At 66.7% G+C, this 17,362-nt stretch carries 16 protein-coding genes and 1 pseudogene; 7 read left to right on the top strand and 10 right to left on the bottom strand.

Translation table 11 applies throughout. From position 1 onward, the window contains the following. From CIC12_RS15380 to CIC12_RS15410, 7 genes are all read right to left on the bottom strand, one after another. Positions 1-193 (bottom strand): class II fructose-bisphosphate aldolase (locus CIC12_RS15380; protein WP_174772065.1); only part of this gene is annotated, 193 nt, incomplete at its 3' end. Positions 194-225: 32 nt separating this feature from the next. Next, a complete protein-coding gene (gene tkt, locus CIC12_RS15385; protein WP_168664944.1) occupies positions 226-2,277 on the bottom strand; it encodes a transketolase in 2,052 nt (683 codons plus the stop codon). 57 nt (positions 2,278-2,334) lie between these two features. Continuing rightward, positions 2,335-3,207: a phosphoribulokinase gene (locus CIC12_RS15390; protein ID WP_168664945.1), complete on the bottom strand. Its 873-nt coding sequence runs from the start codon at positions 3,205-3,207 to the stop codon at positions 2,335-2,337. 78 nt (positions 3,208-3,285) lie between these two features. Beyond that, the gene (locus CIC12_RS15395) at positions 3,286-4,389 is read right to left on the bottom strand and encodes a class 1 fructose-bisphosphatase (RefSeq protein ID WP_168664946.1); all 1,104 of its coding nucleotides are present in this window, start codon (positions 4,387-4,389) and stop codon (positions 3,286-3,288) included. Between the two features lie 27 nt (positions 4,390-4,416). Further along, positions 4,417-5,415 carry a CbbX protein gene (cbbX, locus tag CIC12_RS15400; RefSeq protein WP_446728015.1) on the bottom strand — a complete coding sequence of 333 codons (999 nt, stop codon included), beginning with the start codon at positions 5,413-5,415 and terminating at the stop codon, positions 4,417-4,419. 111 nt (positions 5,416-5,526) lie between these two features. Then, complete coding sequence (locus CIC12_RS15405; RefSeq protein ID WP_168664947.1) at positions 5,527-5,967, bottom strand: ribulose bisphosphate carboxylase small subunit; 441 nt, start codon at positions 5,965-5,967, stop codon at positions 5,527-5,529. Positions 5,968-6,114: 147 nt separating this feature from the next. Next, positions 6,115-7,608: a ribulose-bisphosphate carboxylase large subunit gene (locus tag CIC12_RS15410; protein WP_168664948.1), complete on the bottom strand. Its 1,494-nt coding sequence runs from the start codon at positions 7,606-7,608 to the stop codon at positions 6,115-6,117. Between the two features lie 468 nt (positions 7,609-8,076). On the opposite strand from CIC12_RS15410, the gene pqqA reads away from it, so the two are divergent. The 3 genes from pqqA to CIC12_RS15425 all read left to right on the top strand — a co-directional run bounded on the left by pqqA (position 8,077) and on the right by CIC12_RS15425 (position 9,613). Then, positions 8,077-8,151 (top strand): pyrroloquinoline quinone precursor peptide PqqA, encoded by a 75-nt coding sequence (gene pqqA, locus CIC12_RS15415; protein ID WP_113062024.1) that lies wholly within the window; start codon positions 8,077-8,079, stop codon positions 8,149-8,151. 100 nt (positions 8,152-8,251) lie between these two features. Next, entirely contained in the window at positions 8,252-8,854 is a 603-nt protein-coding gene (locus CIC12_RS15420) for a DUF447 domain-containing protein (RefSeq protein WP_168664949.1), read from the top strand. Between the two features lie 18 nt (positions 8,855-8,872). After that, the gene (locus CIC12_RS15425; RefSeq protein WP_168664950.1) at positions 8,873-9,613 is read left to right on the top strand and encodes a (5-formylfuran-3-yl)methyl phosphate synthase; all 741 of its coding nucleotides are present in this window, start codon (positions 8,873-8,875) and stop codon (positions 9,611-9,613) included. A 126-nt stretch (positions 9,614-9,739) separates the two neighbouring features. On the opposite strand, the gene CIC12_RS15430 is transcribed toward CIC12_RS15425, so the two are convergent. The 3 genes from CIC12_RS15430 to CIC12_RS15440 form a co-directional block, all read right to left on the bottom strand. Next, the gene (locus CIC12_RS15430) at positions 9,740-10,330 is read right to left on the bottom strand and encodes an amino acid kinase family protein (protein ID WP_168664951.1); all 591 of its coding nucleotides are present in this window, start codon (positions 10,328-10,330) and stop codon (positions 9,740-9,742) included. 125 nt (positions 10,331-10,455) lie between these two features. Then, entirely contained in the window at positions 10,456-11,565 is a 1,110-nt protein-coding gene (locus CIC12_RS15435) for a hydantoinase/oxoprolinase family protein (protein WP_238812639.1), read from the bottom strand. Continuing rightward, a complete protein-coding gene (locus tag CIC12_RS15440) occupies positions 11,562-12,611 on the bottom strand; it encodes an ATP-grasp domain-containing protein (RefSeq protein WP_168664953.1) in 1,050 nt (349 codons plus the stop codon). The genes CIC12_RS15435 and CIC12_RS15440 overlap by 4 nt, the downstream gene beginning before the upstream one ends. 14 nt (positions 12,612-12,625) lie before the next feature. Here CIC12_RS15440 and CIC12_RS15445 point away from each other — a divergent pair, with 14 nt between their 5' ends. The 4 genes and pseudogenes from CIC12_RS15445 to CIC12_RS15460 all read left to right on the top strand — a co-directional run. Next, positions 12,626-13,375 (top strand): HisA/HisF-related TIM barrel protein, encoded by a 750-nt coding sequence (locus tag CIC12_RS15445; protein WP_168664954.1) that lies wholly within the window; start codon positions 12,626-12,628, stop codon positions 13,373-13,375. A gap of 310 nt (positions 13,376-13,685) precedes the next feature. Then, positions 13,686-15,098 carry a formylmethanofuran dehydrogenase gene (locus CIC12_RS15450; RefSeq protein ID WP_168664955.1) on the top strand — a complete coding sequence of 471 codons (1,413 nt, stop codon included), beginning with the start codon at positions 13,686-13,688 and terminating at the stop codon, positions 15,096-15,098. Then, complete coding sequence (locus CIC12_RS15455; protein ID WP_168664956.1) at positions 15,095-16,792, top strand: formylmethanofuran dehydrogenase subunit A; 1,698 nt, start codon at positions 15,095-15,097, stop codon at positions 16,790-16,792. Before CIC12_RS15450 ends, CIC12_RS15455 begins: the two co-directional genes overlap by 4 nt. 41 nt (positions 16,793-16,833) lie before the next feature. Then, a pseudogene (locus tag CIC12_RS15460) lies at positions 16,834-17,362 on the top strand (formylmethanofuran--tetrahydromethanopterin N-formyltransferase); the annotation flags it as partial.

Consider the following 17,362-nt stretch of genomic DNA (forward strand, 5'->3'; position numbering starts at 1 on the left):
GATGGCGCAGATAGGGCTCGCCCGCATACTTGCGCGCGCCCGCCGAGGCCTGCAGGATCACTGGGCTGTCGGTGGCCTCGGCGGCTCGCATGATTGCGTGAATCTGCTCCATGTTGTTGACGTTGAAAGCGGGCACGCCGTAGTCGTGTTCGGCCGCGTGATCCAGCAGTTGCCGCAGGGTGATGAAGGCCATGACTGACTCCTCGAAATGAAAACCGGTTCGGCTCAGTGCGCGCGTTGCGCGACGCGGCCCGCGGCGTCCACCACCGCCTGCGTGCTCAGATTGAAATGTTTGAACAGCGCAGCGGCCGGGGCCGATTCACCGAACGAATCGATGCCTACGACGCCGCCGTCCAGCCCGACGTATTGCCGCCAGAACGCGCTGACGCCCGCCTCGATCGCGACACGCGGCACGCCCGGCGGCAGCACCGTCTCGTGCCATGCGGGCGTTTGCCGGTCGAATGCGGTGGTGGACGGCATCGACACGACACGCGCGGCGATGCCCGCGGCTGCGAGCGGCGCGACGGCATCGAGCGCGAGCGCGACTTCGGAGCCGGTTGCGATGAGCACGACGCGTGCGTGGGGCGCAAGCGCCGGATCGTCCGGCCAGTCGCGCAGCACATAGCCGCCGCGTGCGATGGCCATGATCTGCTCAGCAGAGCGGGTGACGAACGGCAGGTTCTGCCGGCTCAGCAGCAGACAAGAAGGCCCGTTCCGTTCGACCGCGGCAGCCCATGCCTGCGCGGTTTCGACCGTGTCGCACGGACGCCAGACGTCCAGCCCCGGAATCAGCCTGAGGCTCGCCGCATGTTCGACCGCCTGGTGCGTCGGGCCGTCCTCGCCAAGCCCGATCGAATCGTGCGTGAAGACGAAGATCGTGCGCGTTTTCATCAGCGCGGCCATGCGCAGCGCGTTGCGCGAATAGTCGGAGAACGTGAGAAACGTGCCGCCGAACGGCAGATGCCCGCGATGCAGCGCGATGCCGTTCATCACCGCGCTCATGCCGAATTCGCGCACGCCGTAGTGCAGATAGTTGCCGCCTTGCAGGCCGCTGTCGTCGGTGCGGACTTCGGTCGCGCCTTGCCAGTCGGTCAGGTTCGAGCCGGTCAGATCGGCCGAGCCGCCGAGCATTTCCGGCAAGCTGCGCGCGAGCGCGGCGATCGCCTGTTGCGAGGCCTTGCGCGTCGCAATCGATTCGGCCGCGCAATCGGCGTCGCGCACCAGCGCGCGAACTGCGTCGCGCCAATGCGCGGGCAGCGCGCCCTGCATGCGCCGCTCGAACTCGGCGGCCTCGTGCGGATAGTGCTGGCGGTAAGCCTCGAAACGCGCGCGCCAGTCGGCTTCGGCGGCCTCGCCGCGCGCGCTCGCGTCCCAGCTTGCGCGGACTTCGTCGGGCATCTCGAACGGCGCATGCGTCCAGCCGAGCGCCTCGCGGGTTCGCGCGACCTCCTCGGCGCCAAGTGGCGCGCCGTGCACATCGTGCGTCCCGGCCTTCGACGGCGAGCCTCGGCCGATCACGGTCCTGCAGCAGATCAGCGTGGGACGGTCGGCGGCGTGAGCGCATTGCAACGCGTGATCGACCGCGTCGACGTCGTGTCCGTCCACATCGCGCATCACGTGCCAGCCATAGGCGGCGAAGCGCGCCGGCGTATCGTCGGCGAACCATTGCTGCACATGACCGTCGATCGAGATGCCGTTGTCGTCGTAGAGCACGGTCAGCCTCGCGAGCTTCAACGTACCCGCGAGCGACGCCGCTTCGTGCGAGATGCCTTCCATCAGGCAGCCGTCGCCAGCGAATACGTACGTGCGATGATCGACGATCCGATGTCCCGGCCGGTTGAATTCGCGCGCGAGCAGCGCCTCGGCGAGCGCCATGCCGACGCCGTTCGCGAGCCCCTGGCCGAGCGGGCCGGTGGTCGTCTCGACACCGGGTGTGACGCCCACCTCGGGATGCCCCGGCGTTTTGCCATGCAACTGGCGAAAGCGCTTCAACTCGTCGATCGGCAGGTCGTAGCCGCTCAGATGCAAGAGCCCATACAGCAGCATCGAGCCGTGCCCGTTGGACAGCACGAAGCGGTCACGGTCGGGCCAGGCCGGATTGCGCGGATTGTGTTTCAGATGCCGGTCCCACAACGCGACCGCAATCTCGGCCATGCCGAGCGGCATGCCGGGATGCCCTGATTTTGCCGCTTCCACCGCATCGATCGCGAGCATGCGCAGCGCGTTGGCCATCAAGCGGGTGGCGGGTACGACCACCGGGTCTGCGACAGCACTCATCGAATCTCTCCTTGCGAAATGAACACGCTCTGCGCCGGCCGGTACACACGGCACGTATCAGGCACGCGCGCGCCGGTCGATCAGTTGCAGAATCATCGGCGTGAAGATCAGCTGCATGGCGAGCCCCATCTTGCCGCCCGGCACGACGATCACGTTCGGGCGCGACATGAACGAGTCGTGCAGCATCGTCAGCAGATACTGGAAGTCGATCCCCTTCGGCCGCGCGAAGCGGATCACCACGAAGCTCTCGTCCGGCTGCGGAATCTCGCGGGCGGTGAACGGATTCGAGGTGTCCACGGTCGGCACACGCTGAAAGTTGACATGCGTGCGCGAGAATTGCGGGCAGATGTAGTTCACGTAATCGGGCATGCGGCGCAGGATCGTATCGACCACCGCTTCATGCGAGTAGCCGCGCATCGTCTGATCGCGGTGCAGCTTCTGGATCCATTCGAGGTTGATGATCGGCACCACGCCGATCAGCAGATCCGCATGCCGCGCTATGTCCACCTTGTCGGTCACTGCCGCGCCATGCAGCCCTTCGTAGAACATCAGGTCGGTGCCAGGCGTGACATCCTCCCACGGCGTGAAGGTGCCGCCATCCTGTTTGTACAGCTGCGATTCGGCCGCGTCGTGCACGTAGTGGCGCAACTGGCCGGTGCCGCTTTCGCCGTAGCGCGTGAAAAGCGTCTCCAGCTCTTCGAGCAGATTCGCCTGCGGGCCGAAATGGCTGAAATTCGGCGCGCCATCGTGTTCATGCTCCTTCATCGCCGCGCGCATGCCGTTGCGGTCATAGCGATGGAACGCGTCTCCCTCCACGATCTGCGCGTTGATATGCTCGCGCCTGAAGATATGGGTGAAGCTTTTCATGACGGTCGTGGTGCCGGCGCCGCTCGAACCGGTCACGGCGATGATCGGATGTTTGACTGACATAGCTTGTCTCCGGATGGCAATGTTCTGGCCGCCTTCTCGACGGGCGGTGCGTGGCCTGCTGTCGCGGCCAGCGGCGCGTCACGCGGTGAAATCCGGCAGAAACAGCGAGCGCGGGCTGAACAGTGGCGACGTGAACGGCTTGTCCTCGCCACGGTCGTATTCGCCGTGATAGCGCGCGATGCGTTCAACTTCGTTCTTCGAGCCGAGAATCACCGGCACGCGTGCGTGCAGCGCACGCGGACGGACGTCGAGAATGCGTTCACGCCCGGTGATCGACAGGCCTCCCGCCTGCTCGACCAGAAAGCTCATCGGGTTCGCTTCGTAGAGCAGCCGCAGGCGCCCTTCCATCGCCGGCGTTTTCGAATCGCGCGGATACATGAAGACGCCGCCGCGCATCAGGATGCGATGCACCTCCGCGACCATCGACGCGATCCAGCGCATGTTGAAGTCGCGCGCCCGGCACCCGCTGCGGCCGTCCTTGCACTCCTGCACATAGCGGCGTACGGGCGGTTCCCAGAAACGCTCGTTTGACGCGTTGATCGCGAACTCGACGGTATCTTCAGGAATCCGGATATTCGAATGCGTGAGCACGAAATTGCCGATCTCACGCTCGAGCGTGAAGCCATGCGTGCCGTTGCCGACCGACAGCACGAGCATCGTCGACGGCCCATATACCGCGTAGCCGGCCGCGACCTGCTCGCAGCCCGGGCGCAGGAAGGCGGCGTCGCCCACCGCGTCCCGCTCGCCTTCGTTGATGCGCAGCACCGAGAAAATCGAGCCCACCACGCCGTTGATGTCAATGTTCGACGAGCCGTCGAGCGGATCAAACGCAAGCAGATAATCGCCACGCGGATAATGAGGCGCAATCGCGTACACGTCCTCCATTTCCTCCGATACCATCGCCGCCAGCAGACCGTCCCACTCGCATTGCTGCACGAAGATCTCGTTGGTCGCGACGTCGAGCTTCTTCTGCTCCTCGCCGTGCGTGTTGACGGTCTGCGCGGATCCGTAGTTGCCGCCTAGCGAGCCCTTCGTGAGCATCGCCGAGATCGACTTGATCGCGGCGGCCACGTCGATCAGCAGCGCCGGGAGCCCTGCCGTCTCCACACCCTTTCCGGGCGACGGCTGCCGGTCGAGCGTGTCGATCAGAAACTTCGAGAGTGTCGTGCGTCCGTCCTGCATGGCGTTTCTCCTGGAGGGTGTCATGACTCAGCCTGACGGCGCCGTATGGGCGCGCGATGTCGGTATGGACGCTAGCGGCGCGTCGAAGACGCGGCTCGCGCGCACGTCGGCCGCGTCGATCAGCGTGAGCGCGGCGGCGTCGATCGGCGCGCCGCCATTGAGCGCGCTCGCGAACAGCCGGTTGGCCTGGCGCAGCCGCGCACGGTCGAGCGCATTGCGCACCGAGCGGGCATTGGCGAAATTCGGCTGACGGATGCGCCGCGCGAGATAGTCGGCGAACGCGTGCCGCGACGCGGCGTCGAAGCGGTAGTGCATGGTGCCGAGCATCCGCTCCGCGATATCGAGCAGTTCGGCTTCGGCGTAATCGGGAAACGTGATGTGATGCGCGATGCGTGAGCGGAAACCCGGATTGCTCTCGAAGAACACTTCCATGCGCGAAGCGTAGCCCGCCAGAATCACCACGAGATCGCCGCGCTGGTTCTCCATCGTCTGCAGCAGGATTTCGATCGCCTCCTGGCCGTAATCGCGTTCGTTTTCCGGGCGATACAGGTAATACGCTTCGTCGATGAACAGCACGCCGCCCATCGCGCGCTTCAGTACGTCGCGCGTTTTTGGCGCGGTATGGCCGATGTATTGCCCGACCAGATCGTCGCGCGTCACGGACACCAGATGATTGCGGCGAATGTAGCCGAGCCGGTGCAGCACCTCGGCCATGCGCAGCGCGACCGTCGTCTTGCCGGTGCCGGGATTGCCGGAGAAGCACATGTGCAGGGTCGGCGCCGCGCCCGCGAGGCCGAGCGAATCGCGCGCGCGCTCGACCAGCAGATGAGCGGCCACCTCGCGAATGCGGGTCTTTACCGGCGCGAGCCCGACCAGATCGCGATCGAGTTCGCCGAGCACGTCGCCGATGCCGGAGTCGCGATACAGCGCCGCGAGATCGACTTGCGGCGCCTCGTTGCGCGGCTGCGGCGCGTCGGCTTGCGGCGCGGCGGACCGCGTGTCCGGCGCATCGGCGCTTCGCGGCATCGATGACAGGATCGCGTCCGCTATGGCAGCGTCGTCTCTCATTGCTCCTCCTTGTGGCGATGCGTCTACGATTCGTCGAAGATCGCTTCTCGTTGCATGCACCGCGTGCATTCAGCGCGCCTGCCCTGGCCCTGGCCCGTAGCGCTCACCCGACGGCCGGTCACTCGCATAGCCCGCCAGGCCGTAGCGCTGCACACGCCCTGGCCCGTCCTGACGCGTAAGACGGAAGCCCGGCTCCTCGTCCGGCCGGTTGACGATGAACGACAGCCGCATCGTCTCGAAGCTGCGCACCGAATCGAACGCATTGATCTTGATGTAGTGCTGCGGCCGTGCCGCGCGGCAGGCCTTCACTTCCTGCAACACACCGGCCGCGTCGTGCAGATCGAACATCGGCAGCCCCCACATTTCCCAATAGGTGTTGCGCGGATGCGGGTCGTCGGTGAATTCGACCGAGCATGCCCAGCCCTGGCTCAGCGCGTAGTCGATCTGCAAGCCGATCTCTTCGTCGGTCAGCTCGGGCAGAAAAGAGAACGTTCCTTGTGTAATGCGCATGACGAACCTCGTTGATTGATGTCGCGTTCGGATGAACGGCGCCAGCAGTCCCTCGCGCGGCGCGGTGGCGCCGCCGCATGGAGCCGCGTGTAAATATCGGCAACAGGCTGACCCGCTGCCTCGCGTTGCTGACGTCGCTTACATCGCCTAGGCCGCCGTTGGCGTGGCGGCGAAATCCGGCGTATCGGTGGACGCGTAGTTGAAGGTCACATCGCGCCACGTGTCGAGCGCCTGCTTGAGCGGCGTGCACCAGCGAGCGGCGGCTTCGAGCACTTGCGGCCCCTCATTGAGAATGTCGCGGCCTTCGTTGCGCGCCTTGACCATCGCTTCGAGCGCGACGCGATTCGCCACCGCGCCCGCCTGAATGCCGCCCGGGTGGCCGATCGTGCCGCCGCCGAACTGCAGGATCGCGTCGTCGCCGAACAGGTCGAGCAGTTGATGCATCTGCCCCGCGTGAATCCCGCCCGACGCCACCGGCATCACCTTGCGCAAGCCGGCCCACGGCTGGTCGAAGAAAATGCCGCGCGACAGATCGACCGCATTGCGCGCGTCGCGGCAGACGTTGTAGTAACCCTGAACCGACAGCGGATCGCCTTCGAGCTTGCCGACCGCCGTGCCCGCATGTGCGTGATCGACGCCCGCCATGCGCAGCCATTTCGCGATCACGCGAAACGAAATGCCGTGATTGCGTTGCCGCGTGTACGTGCTATGTCCGGCGCGATGCAGATGCAGGATCATGTCGTTCCTGCGGGCCCAGCGCGACATCGACTGGATCGCGGTCCAGCCGATCACGAGGTCGATCATGACGATGCACGAGCCGAGCTCCTTCGCGAATTCGGCGCGCTCGTACATGTCCTCCATCGTGCCGGCCGTGACGTTCAGATAATGACCTTTGACTTCGCCGGTCTCCGCCTGCGCGCGGTTCACCGCGTCCATCGAAAACAGGAAGCGGTCGCGCCAATGCATGAAGGCCTGCGAGTTGATGTTCTCGTCGTCCTTGAGGAAATCGAGCCCGCCGCGCAAGCCTTCATAGACGACCCGCCCATAGTTCTTGCCCGACAGACCCAGCTTTGGCTTGACCGTTGCGCCGAGCAGCGGCCGCCCATACTTGTCGAGCCGTTCGCGCTCGACGACGATGCCCGTCGGCGGTCCCTGGAAAGTCTTCAGATAAGCAACCGGTATGCGCATGTCTTCGAGACGCAGCGCCTTGAGCGGCTTGAAACCGAACACGTTGCCGATGATCGACGCGGTCAGGTTCGCGACCGAGCCCTCTTCGAACAGATCGAGGTCGTAAGCGATATAGGCGAAGAATTGCGGCTCGTCGGCGCGCGAGGCCGGCACCGGCTCGACGCGATAGGCCTTGGCGCGATACATGTCGCACGCGGTCAGCCGGTCGGTCCACACGACCGTCCAGGTCGCCGTCGACGATTCACCGGCCACCGCGGCCGCCGCTTCCTCCGGGTCCACGCCCGGCTGCGGCGTGATGCGAAACAGCGCGATGACGTCGGTTTCCTTCGGCTCGTAGTCGGGTTGCCAGTAGCCCATCTCGCGGTATTTCATGACACCTGCTGCGTACCGTTCGCGTGGATTGCGCGGATTGCGTTCGGGCTCGATCACCACCGGTTGACTGAAATCGTTCATGACGTGTCCTCGAATGTGGCAAGCGCGTTGCCGGAAGAACGAAGCGCTTGAATTGCACTGTAGGCACGGACGACGCCAAGGGGAATTCACGATTTTATTTGGCAGACTTAACCGATCCATTATCGATGGCCTATTGCGATGCGGATTCCCGGCAGCGTTCGAGGAATCGGCGCAGAATGTGTTGGAGGCGATGCGAGGATCACGTGACAACGCAATAAGAGTCACCCGCTTGCGATGGAACACTTTGCTTCGTTTTCGCCACACCGCGCGGCAGCCCTCCCGGGCAGGCTGTGTGGCCGTGGCGCCGGTGTAATTCGGCAGACGCTGTATTGCGGTTCCGACTTGCGCTGGCGCATCCCCCCGGCAGCATGCACAGGCATAAAGCTTGCGTGATGCCGGATGCCGCCGAAGTCCGGCATCAGGCCGGCCGGTGGCGCAACGCTGTTTCAACCCATGGAGGAAGCACGTATGCAATGGACCACTCCGAGCTACACCGATGTGCGTCTCGGTTTTGAAATCGTGATGTATGTCGCAACGCGTTAAACCCGTAGAAGGGCCGCTTGCCGCGGCCCCTCTGTGGTTCGTCATTGTCGTTAGCTAACCGGCCGGCCTTTCGGCGCTGTCAGGACACGCGTTCTCACCCATGATCCACGAAACGATCGTCACCACGGCAGCGTGCGATGGCCGTCCTCACATCGCCCCGATGGGGGCGCGCTATGAGGGTGAGCATGTCATCCTTTCCCCTTTTCGCCCGTCCACGACGCTCGACAATATCGTCGCGTCGCGGGCGGCGGTTCTGAATTTCACCACCGACGTGCGCGTCTTTGCAGGCTGCGTCACGCATTGCATGACCGACTGGCCCACGCTGGCCGCAAGCCAGGTCGCCAGTGTGCGGCTCGCCGAATCGCTCGCGCACGCCGAACTCGAACTCGACGAATTGCGCGACGATGCCCAACGCCCGGTGCTGCGCATGAAATGCGTGTACCGCGAAAATCACGCGCCTTTCGCCGGCTTCAACCGCGCCCAATCGGCGGTGGTCGAAGGCGCGATTCTGGTGAGCCGGCTCTTCATGCTGCCCGCCGACAAGGTTGATCGCGAGATGGCCTACCTGCAGATCGCGATCGACAAAACCGCCGGCGACAACGAGCGCACGGCCTGGGGCTGGCTCGTCGCCGCGGTGGCGCGGCATCGGGCGAGCCTCGAATCGTCCGGCGGCCACACTGCCCCCGCAGCCGTTCACCACTAGTTTTTCCGGAGATGACCGATGACCGCATTGCTTGCGAGCGTCCGCTCGGATGACGAAGCATTCGACGCCGCTCGCGCCGGCGCCGAACTGATCGACCTGAAGGAGCCGAACGCGGGCGCGCTCGGCGCTCTCGCGATCGGTGAGATTACGAACATCGCCCGGCAACTGCGCGCGCGCTACCCGGTCAAGCCGATCAGCGCGACGATCGGCGACGTGCCCGCCGACGCGTTCGACGAGATCGCCTCGCGTGTGATCGAAGTCAGCGATGCGGGCATCGACTATGTGAAGGTCGGCGTCGCGCGTGGAGCGTCCGCGCGGCGCTGCGTCGAGCAACTGGCGAATCTGCCGGCGGCGGTGGTGCCCGTGCTCCTTTGCGACGGCGGTATGGACGACGAGCTGGTCACGCACACGGCCTCGCTCGGCTTTGTCGGCGTGATGTTCGATACCGCCGCCAAGGACGGCAGCACGCTGTTCGATCACGTCGATGTCGATACGCTCGCGCGCTGGCTGCGGCTCACGCGCGCGCGCGGCGGGATGGGCGGCATCGCCGGTGCGCTTGGATGGGCGCAATTGGCGCAGATCCGGGCGCTCGCGCCCGACGTGGCGGGCTTTCGCACCGCGCTATGCGCGGACGGGCGGCGCTCGCGGCTCGATCCGCAGCGCGTCGCGCAATGGGCGAGCGCCTTGCACCGGCCCGGCGAGCGGGGTGTCGGCGGCAGCGCATCGGCGCAAGGCGATGCCAACGCGGCGCGCCAATAACGAGCACGGGGGGACGCCGGTGAGCCTGGCGCTGCTGGCGTTCTGCTCGCCCTGCAAAGCGCGGGTGAAAACGACAGGAAAGGCCCATGGAACCCATGGAGCCGATAGAACCGGTAAGGCCGTTCATCACGTGACCGGGCTGTTAAGCAGCCGGTCACGCATCAACGCCACGCTGTTCTTGTCGAATAGCTCGACCACATAGTTCGCATCCTTCACGTAGTCGACAAAACGGCGATCGACCACCCCCGCCGCGGCCAGCGTCTCGAGCGCGTCGTCGGCGGCGATCGGGCAGGACTTCACCACGATCAGCCGCTCCGCGTTGAGCATCGTCGACAGCCAGGCGGCGAGACTGTCCGAGGTCGTGTCCCAGTTGCTCATCGCATCGGGCGTGTCGCGCATCAGCGCGGTCGGCACCCACACCGCGACATGCCCGTCGCGCAATGTACGGCGAATCTTGGCCTCGCTCGACGCCAGCACGAGTTCGGGGAACACGCCCTTCATCAGCAGCGCGTACTGCGTCATGGCGAGCAGCGACATGTTGTGCGCGGCGAGATCGTCGAAGCGCCACTCGCTCTGGTATTGGCGCACCTTGTCCGCGAAATCGCCGCCGCCCGGTACGATGACGACGCGCCCGCCCCCGATCTCGCATAGCTCGGCGAGCCAGTGGCGCAGCGTCGGCTCGTGACTGAGACTGCCTCCGATCTTGACCACCCACATGACTGTTGTCCTCGCTTCCGGTTGAGTGCCCGTCTGTTCCGTCATGCTGCCAAGCGCGTTGATCGGCGCGCGTGGCTGCTTGCGCGTCCTGTCATTGGACGGCGCTGCGCGCCGCCGTTTTCATCTCACGCCATGCGGCGCGCGGCTCGCTCACCGGTGTGGCGTTCGCCGAGCGCGAGCAGCGCGACCGCCACGCTCGGCGCGCAGGTCGCCGCCCACGGCGCGCAACTGTCCGGCACGCCCGCCAGCGCGCCGAAGTCGACATACCCGCGGGCCTCCTCTCGCGCGAGCGCGGCGACAAGGAAGCGGCCGCAGCCCGCGCCTACCAGCGGCGCGGCGCTCAATTCGGGATGCGCCGCCGCCACCCGCGCGAGGTTCATGCCGATTTCGCGCAACTGCAACGCGCGCCAGCGCTGCGCGAAGCCGCGCCATCCGAGCGCGTCGGCTTCATGTGCATCGCGCCCGATCATGCGGGCGAGCCGCGCACTACTCGCGACCTGCGTCTTCGGTCCCTGGTCGGCGCTCGGATGCACGTCGTGCAAGGGGTTCAGTTCGCCGGTCAGCCGGTAGATGTCGGCGCTGGTCGCGAACCATTCGTTCATCACGTTGACCGTGACGCCGCCAAAGTCGATGCGGTGCGCGATGCCGCACAACGGCGTGCGCACGACCCCCTGGTACACGAGTTCGCCGGTGGCAAGCCGGCCGGCGTCGGTCGCGGCGCGCGCGACGACGCGGCCGCCGACGATCGGAATGATGTCGGTGGTCGTGCTGCCGATATCGACGAGCAGCGCGTTCGGCACGCCGGTACCGACCCAGCGCGCGGTCGCGAGCCAGTTTGCCGACGCGACGTGGCGCCAGTTGGCCGCGCAAGCGTCGGCGGCGAGCCAGCCGGCATCGCCGCCGTAAAACCTGAGCCGCGCGCCGAGCCGGGGAGCGAGCGTGGCGACGATCGCGCGCACGCCTTCGGCGCGGTCCGCGAACAGGTCGACCATCTCGCCGGTCATGGTCACCGCGTGCTGCGCATCGGCCGCGCGAGCCTGCGGCCAGCGCTCGAACACGAGCTCGACGGTGCGCTCCAGATGATCGAGTCCCTGCCACAGCGGGCAGGCCCATTGCGCGACATCGAGCACGGCGCCGCTGGGATCGGCCATCGACACCTTCACATGCGCGCCGCCGACGTCCCAGCCGAACGCCGTGGCGTCCGGCGCCGCACCGGCGCGATGCGCGGCGCTCAAGGCTGTGCCCCGAGGGTCGGCCGCGACGGACCCGCGCACGTCGCGGCGCATCGCGCGATGTGCACCCCGTGCGCCTCCAGCAACGCGCACGCGAGCTTGCCGCCGCGTGTCGCCGCGAGCCCCGCATAAGCCACCGTGAGACGCGGATTCACCTCGATCACGACCGGTCCGCGCTGCGGATGCCACACCACGTCGATGCCGACGAAACCACGCAAGCCCGGCAGCGCCATCGCGACGCGCAGCGCGAGCGCGCTCAACGTGCGGCCCTCGTCGCTGAACCGATCGAACTGATCGACCAGCACGCCATCGAATTCGACGATCTGCGGCTGCCGGGAAGACCCGCCACCCGCGCTCAACCCGATCTGCTGCCGATTGATACTGATGACCTCGGCATGCCGGTCGCGGCAGATCAGCGACAAACTCAGCGGCTCGCCGTCGACCCATTCCTGCAGCACCGGATTGCGCGCCGCGGCCGCGCGCGCGTCGTACTCGGCGCACGCATCGGCGAAGCGGTCGAAGACGAAGGTATCGAGGCCGCCCGCGCCGTCGTCCGGTTTCACGACCCAACGGCCTTGCGCCTGTTCTCCCGCTTGCCCGGGTTCAAGCGCACGCGTCGCAGCAATGCCGTGCGCGGCGAGACACGCCGCAGTCGCGCTCTTGCTCGACGCGACGCGGATCGCCTCCTTCGCGCAGCCAAGCCAGCGGGCCGCGCCCACCGCATCGTAAAAGCGCAGCAGCAAGCCGTCGCATTCGGGCGCGATGATCCACGCGTAATCGTGTTCGCGCGCGGCACGCGCGACGAAGGCCGTCATCGATTCGCCGGGCGCGGCCATACAATGACGCTGCCCCGGCTCGGGCGTTTCGAAACGCGACGTCGCGAACGTGACCTGCACGCCGTCGAGTTCGCGCAGATCGGCGACCAGTGCGTCGCGCATCACCCGTCCTTCGACGATCAGCGCGCTCAGGTCGGCGAGACTGCCTGCGCCCGCCAGTGCGGGATCGATGCCGCCGCCGGTGAGATACTCGTAGACAAAGATCTTGGTCAAAGGAACGCGCCCCTATGCAGGTGATACCGGTTCTCGATCTGCTCGACGGCCATGTGGTGCGCGCGGTGCGCGGCGAGCGGACAGCCTATCGGCCCATCCAGTCCCGCCTCGCCGCCGCCAGCGAGCCGCTCCCTCTCGCCCGCGCGCTGCTCGCCGCGACGGGCGCGCGCACGCTGTATATCGCCGACCTCGGCGCGATCCTGCAACAAGGCGCGCATGCCGCCGAACTCGCCGCGTTGCGGGCCGCGCTGCCCGGCGTCGAGCTCTGGCTCGACGCGGGCTACGCGGACTATGCGTCGATGCGCGCGCTGTTCGACCACATCGACGCCATCGGCCCACGCGACGGCCGTGCCGCTCCCCACCCACCACTCGCGACGCTCGTGCCCGTGTTCGGCACCGAGACGCTGCGTGATATTCACGCACTTCATACCGCGCAAGCCGCCGGCCTCGCGCCGATCCTCTCGCTCGATCATCGGGCGGGCCGCCTGCTCTCGGTCACGGCGCTCGACCCTTCGTCGGCGTGGTGGCCGTCGCGTGTGATCGCGATGACACTCGATCAGGTCGGCAGTTACGCCGGCCCCGACCTCGACACCTTCGAACGCATCCGCGCCTGCGCCGCGTCGCACACCATGGTGATCGGCGCGGGCGGCATCCGCGATCGCGCCGATATGGACGCCGCGGCCGGCACTGGTGCAACGGCGTGGCTCGTCGCGTCCGCGTTGCACGACGGACAGATCGGCACCGCGCAACTCGAATCGCTGTAGGCTTGCCATACAATTTCCATGCCACGCGGCGCGCATGCCGTGTATGTAAACGAAGGACAAGCCAACGGCAAGCCAGACGGACTGCACGTGACACTCTGCTCCAGCCGCTCACACAACCTGTACGGCGCAGACGCGCCGAAGCAGCGCGATCGCATCGACAGCGGATGGTGATTGGACGTTGATAGTGAATGTGCATCGATCGTCCGAATCGCGCTGTGCACGAAGCAGCACGACGGTGCATGTCAGCCGCGGCAGGACAGCGCCGGCACACCGTTGCCTCGATCGGCATGGAGCTTGCTAAAAGTGCGCCATGCACCTTTCGCCCACCGAACCATCGATATCCCGCACGAGCGCATCGGGCGCCGCCGGCGCACCGGCGATCACCCGCGACTGGACCTGCCCGTTCTGCCCATTGCTCTGCGACGACCTCGTCGTCGGCTCGCACGATGACGGCACGCTCGCTGTGCCGGACACCGAATGCCCGCGGCTGTCGCAGGCGCTCGCGCAGTTCGGTGCGGCGCACACGCAACGCGGCGCGGTCATGAACGGCAACGAGGCGGACGGCGATAGCGCATTGGCGCGTGCCGCGCACATTCTGGCGGATGCGCGGCGTCCGCTATTCGGCGGACTCGGCACCGACGTTGCCGGGGCGCGTGCGCTCTACACGCTCGCGGCCGGATGCGGCGCGATGCTCGACCATCTGCACGGCGACGCGCTGAGCTGCGCGACGCTCGCCTTGCAGGACCGTGGTTCGTTCTTCACGACGCTCTCCGAAGTACGCTCGCGGGCCGACTTGCTGGTGTTCTTCGGATGTCAGCCATCGCGGCGTTATCCGCGGTTTTTCACGCGAACGCTGATGGGCATGGAGAACGAGCGCGAGCTGATCTTCGTCGGCAGCGCGGTGGACCCGGCGGCGGCCGGCCTCACTCATGCGCGCACGCAAACGCTGCTGCCGCACACCGATCCTTACGACACGCTCGCGCTGTGGTCCGCGCTTGCCGAAGGGCGCGCCCCCGAGTCGCTGCGCAACGACAGCACCCACGCCGACCCCAGCGCAGCGGCGACGCTCGCCGCATTGCAGGCACGCATCGCCGCAGCGCGCTACACCGTGCTCATCTACGAGCCGGCCGCCTTGCCCGGCCCGCATGCGGCGCTGCTCATCGAAGCCCTGAACCGGATCGTCAAGGCGGCGAACCGCACGACTCGTGCGGCCTGCCTCGCGCTCGGCGGCGACGACGGCGCGTTGACGGTCAACCAGACGGTGACGTGGCTCTCCGGCATGCCGCTGCGCACGCGCGTGTCGACGCCCGCGCGGCTCGCCGGTACTGCGCCGCTCGACCACGATCCGTACCGCTATCGCACCGCCCGGCTGCTTGCCGACGGCGAAGTGGATGCGCTGCTGTGGGTCGCGAGCTTCGCGCCGCATGCATGGCCGGCCTCGCTCGATCCTGCAATCCCGCTGATCGTGCTCGGTCATCCGGCGCTCGCAGCAGCAGCGAAGGCGCGCGGCGCGAACACCGTGTTCATTCCGGTCGCGACGCCGGGCATCGACAGCACCGGTCATCTGTTTCGCGTCGACAGTTCGGTCGTGGTGCCGCTTGCCGCCGCGCGGGGCGCCGCGCTGGACACCGTGGCGTCGCTTGCCGCTCAGTTGACCGGACGGTTGGCGGCGCAGCGGACCACCCGCCCCGATGCACAGCGCACCGCGCAGGAGCACCCATGACGCTGGTCCGACTGAAAGGCGGCACGATCTTCGATCCCACCAACGGCGTGAACGGCGAGCGCCGCGACCTGACCTTCCGCGACGGACGCATCGTCGACGTACCCGCGAACACGCCGGCCGATCGTGAATACGACGCCGCCGGCATGATCGTGATGGCGGGCGGCATCGACCTGCACTCGCATATCGGCGGCGGCAAGACCAATCTGTCGCGGCTGCTGCTGCCAGAAGACCATCGCGCCGATCCGCTGCGCGACGCCGCCTACGAATCGGTGCAGGACGAGGCTGGCCGCTATCTGCGTCTGCCGTCGTGCGGCGTCTGCACGCCTGGCACGCTCGCCACCGGCTACCGCTACGCCGAAATGGGCTACACGGCCGCGTTCGAACCGGCGATGATGCCGTCCAACGCGCGCCACACGCACCTCGAAATGGGCGACACGCCGATCATCGATCACGGTGCCTACGTGATGCTCGGCAACGACGAACTGTTTTTGCAGATGCTCGCGGCGCGCGACGACTTTGAGCGCCTGCGCGATTACGTCGGCTGGACGATTCATGCGAGCAAGGCACTCGGTGTGAAAGTGGTCAACCCCGGCGGCATCTCCGCGTTCAAGTTCAACCAGCGTTCGCTCGACGTCGACGAGCCGCACGTGCATTACGGCATCACGCCGCGCGAGGTGCTGCACACGCTGTCGCGCGCGCTGACCGAATTGCGCGTGCCGCATCCGCTGCATGTGCATGCGAGCAATCTCGGCGTGCCCGGTAATCTCGATTCGACGATCGCGACCATGGACGCCGCCGATGGCCTGCCGATCCATCTGACGCACATCCAGTTTCACAGCTATGGCGTGGAAGGACCGCAAAAGTTTTCGTCGGGCGCGCGGCAGATCGCCGATGCAGTGAACGCGCGGCCGAACGTGTCGATCGACGTCGGTCAGATCATCTTTGGACAGACCGTCACGGCCTCGGGTGACACGATGATGCAGTTCCGCAACACACCGCTCGCGCGGCCACACAAGTGGGTGGCTGGCGACATCGAATGCGATGCGGGCTGCGGCGTGGTGCCGTTCCGTTATCGCGAGCAAAGCTATGTGAACGCGTTGCAGTGGATCATCGGCCTCGAGATCTTCCTGCTGGTCGACGACCCGTGGCGCGTCGCGATGACCACCGATCATCCGAACGGCGGCCCGTTCACGAGTTATCCGCATCTGATTCGCCTGCTGATGGACAAGTCCTTTCGCGACGAGCAGCTTGCGAAGCTGCATCCCGACGCGCCGGTGGCGAGCGCATTGCCGGCGTTGAAGCGCGAGTTCTCGCTCTACGAAATCGCGATCATCACGCGCGCCGGTCCCGCGCGGCTGCTGGGTCTGCGCGACCGTGGCCATGTGGGTGCGGGCGCGGCGGCGGACATCGCCGTCTACCGCGACGAACCGGACCGCGAGCGGATGTTCACGTCGCCCGCGTATGTGTTCAAGGACGGCGAACTGGTCGCGCGCGACGGCACGCTCGTCGCGACGCCGACCGGCGGCATCCATTTCGTCGCGCCGGAATTCGACCGCGGCATCGAGAAAAGACTGCGCGCCTATAGCGACGCGAACCTCGCGAGCAACTTCGCGCATGCGGCGATCAGCAATGACGAAGTCTGCCTCTGTTGCCGCGGCGGGCGTCTGTTGCCCGTCGACTGTCTGGCTAACTGATTGATCCACGCGAACCCATCAAGGCAATCCAGACGCCCCCAATGAACGCCCCGGCCCCCCTCGAAATCAACGGCACCGCGATCGACGCCACTTTCGCGGAGGCCTTTCCGATGAAGGCGACCCGGCTCATCATCACCGCGCATACGCCCGTCTGGGCGATGCACGCGGCGAACTCGCTGACGGGCTTCGCCACTTCGGTGATCGGCTGCGGCTGCGAGGCAGGCGTCGAGCGCGCGCTCTCGTCAGGCGAGACGCCGGACGGCCGGCCCGGCGTCGCGGTGCTGCTGTTCGCGGTGTCGTCGAAGGAACTGGCCAAGCAGATCGGGCGGCGAGTCGGACAATCCGTGCTCACCTGCCCCACGACCGCCGTGTTCGGCGGCATCGACCCGGGCGCGAGCCGCGCGCCGCTGTCGGATCGCGCGGCGCTCGGCAGCGGCCTGCGTTTTTTCGGCGACGGCTGGCAGATTTCGAAGATGATCGGCGACACCCGTTACTGGCGCGTGCCGGTGATGGACGGCGAGTTCGTCTGCGAGGACACGGCGGCGACCGTCAAGGCGGTCGGCGGCGGCA

Origin of the sequence: Paraburkholderia sp. SG-MS1 (assembly GCF_012275575.1) — a bacterium.
Lineage (GTDB): Bacteria > Pseudomonadota > Gammaproteobacteria > Burkholderiales > Burkholderiaceae > Paraburkholderia.

Coding starts and splice junctions, on each gene's coding strand:
- tkt (WP_168664944.1), bottom strand. CDS start 2,277: ATGAGTGCTGTCGCAGACCCGGTGGTCGTACCCGCCACCCGCTTGATG.
- CIC12_RS15390 (WP_168664945.1), bottom strand. CDS start 3,207: ATGTCAGTCAAACATCCGATCATCGCCGTGACCGGTTCGAGCGGCGCC.
- CIC12_RS15395 (WP_168664946.1), bottom strand. CDS start 4,389: ATGCAGGACGGACGCACGACACTCTCGAAGTTTCTGATCGACACGCTC.
- cbbX (WP_446728015.1), bottom strand. CDS start 5,415: ATGCCGCGAAGCGCCGATGCGCCGGACACGCGGTCCGCCGCGCCGCAA.
- CIC12_RS15405 (WP_168664947.1), bottom strand. CDS start 5,967: ATGCGCATTACACAAGGAACGTTCTCTTTTCTGCCCGAGCTGACCGAC.
- CIC12_RS15410 (WP_168664948.1), bottom strand. CDS start 7,608: ATGAACGATTTCAGTCAACCGGTGGTGATCGAGCCCGAACGCAATCCG.
- CIC12_RS15420 (WP_168664949.1), top strand. CDS start 8,252: ATGATCCACGAAACGATCGTCACCACGGCAGCGTGCGATGGCCGTCCT.
- CIC12_RS15425 (WP_168664950.1), top strand. CDS start 8,873: ATGACCGCATTGCTTGCGAGCGTCCGCTCGGATGACGAAGCATTCGAC.
- CIC12_RS15430 (WP_168664951.1), bottom strand. CDS start 10,330: ATGTGGGTGGTCAAGATCGGAGGCAGTCTCAGTCACGAGCCGACGCTG.
- CIC12_RS15445 (WP_168664954.1), top strand. CDS start 12,626: ATGCAGGTGATACCGGTTCTCGATCTGCTCGACGGCCATGTGGTGCGC.
- CIC12_RS15450 (WP_168664955.1), top strand. CDS start 13,686: ATGCACCTTTCGCCCACCGAACCATCGATATCCCGCACGAGCGCATCG.
- CIC12_RS15455 (WP_168664956.1), top strand. CDS start 15,095: ATGACGCTGGTCCGACTGAAAGGCGGCACGATCTTCGATCCCACCAAC.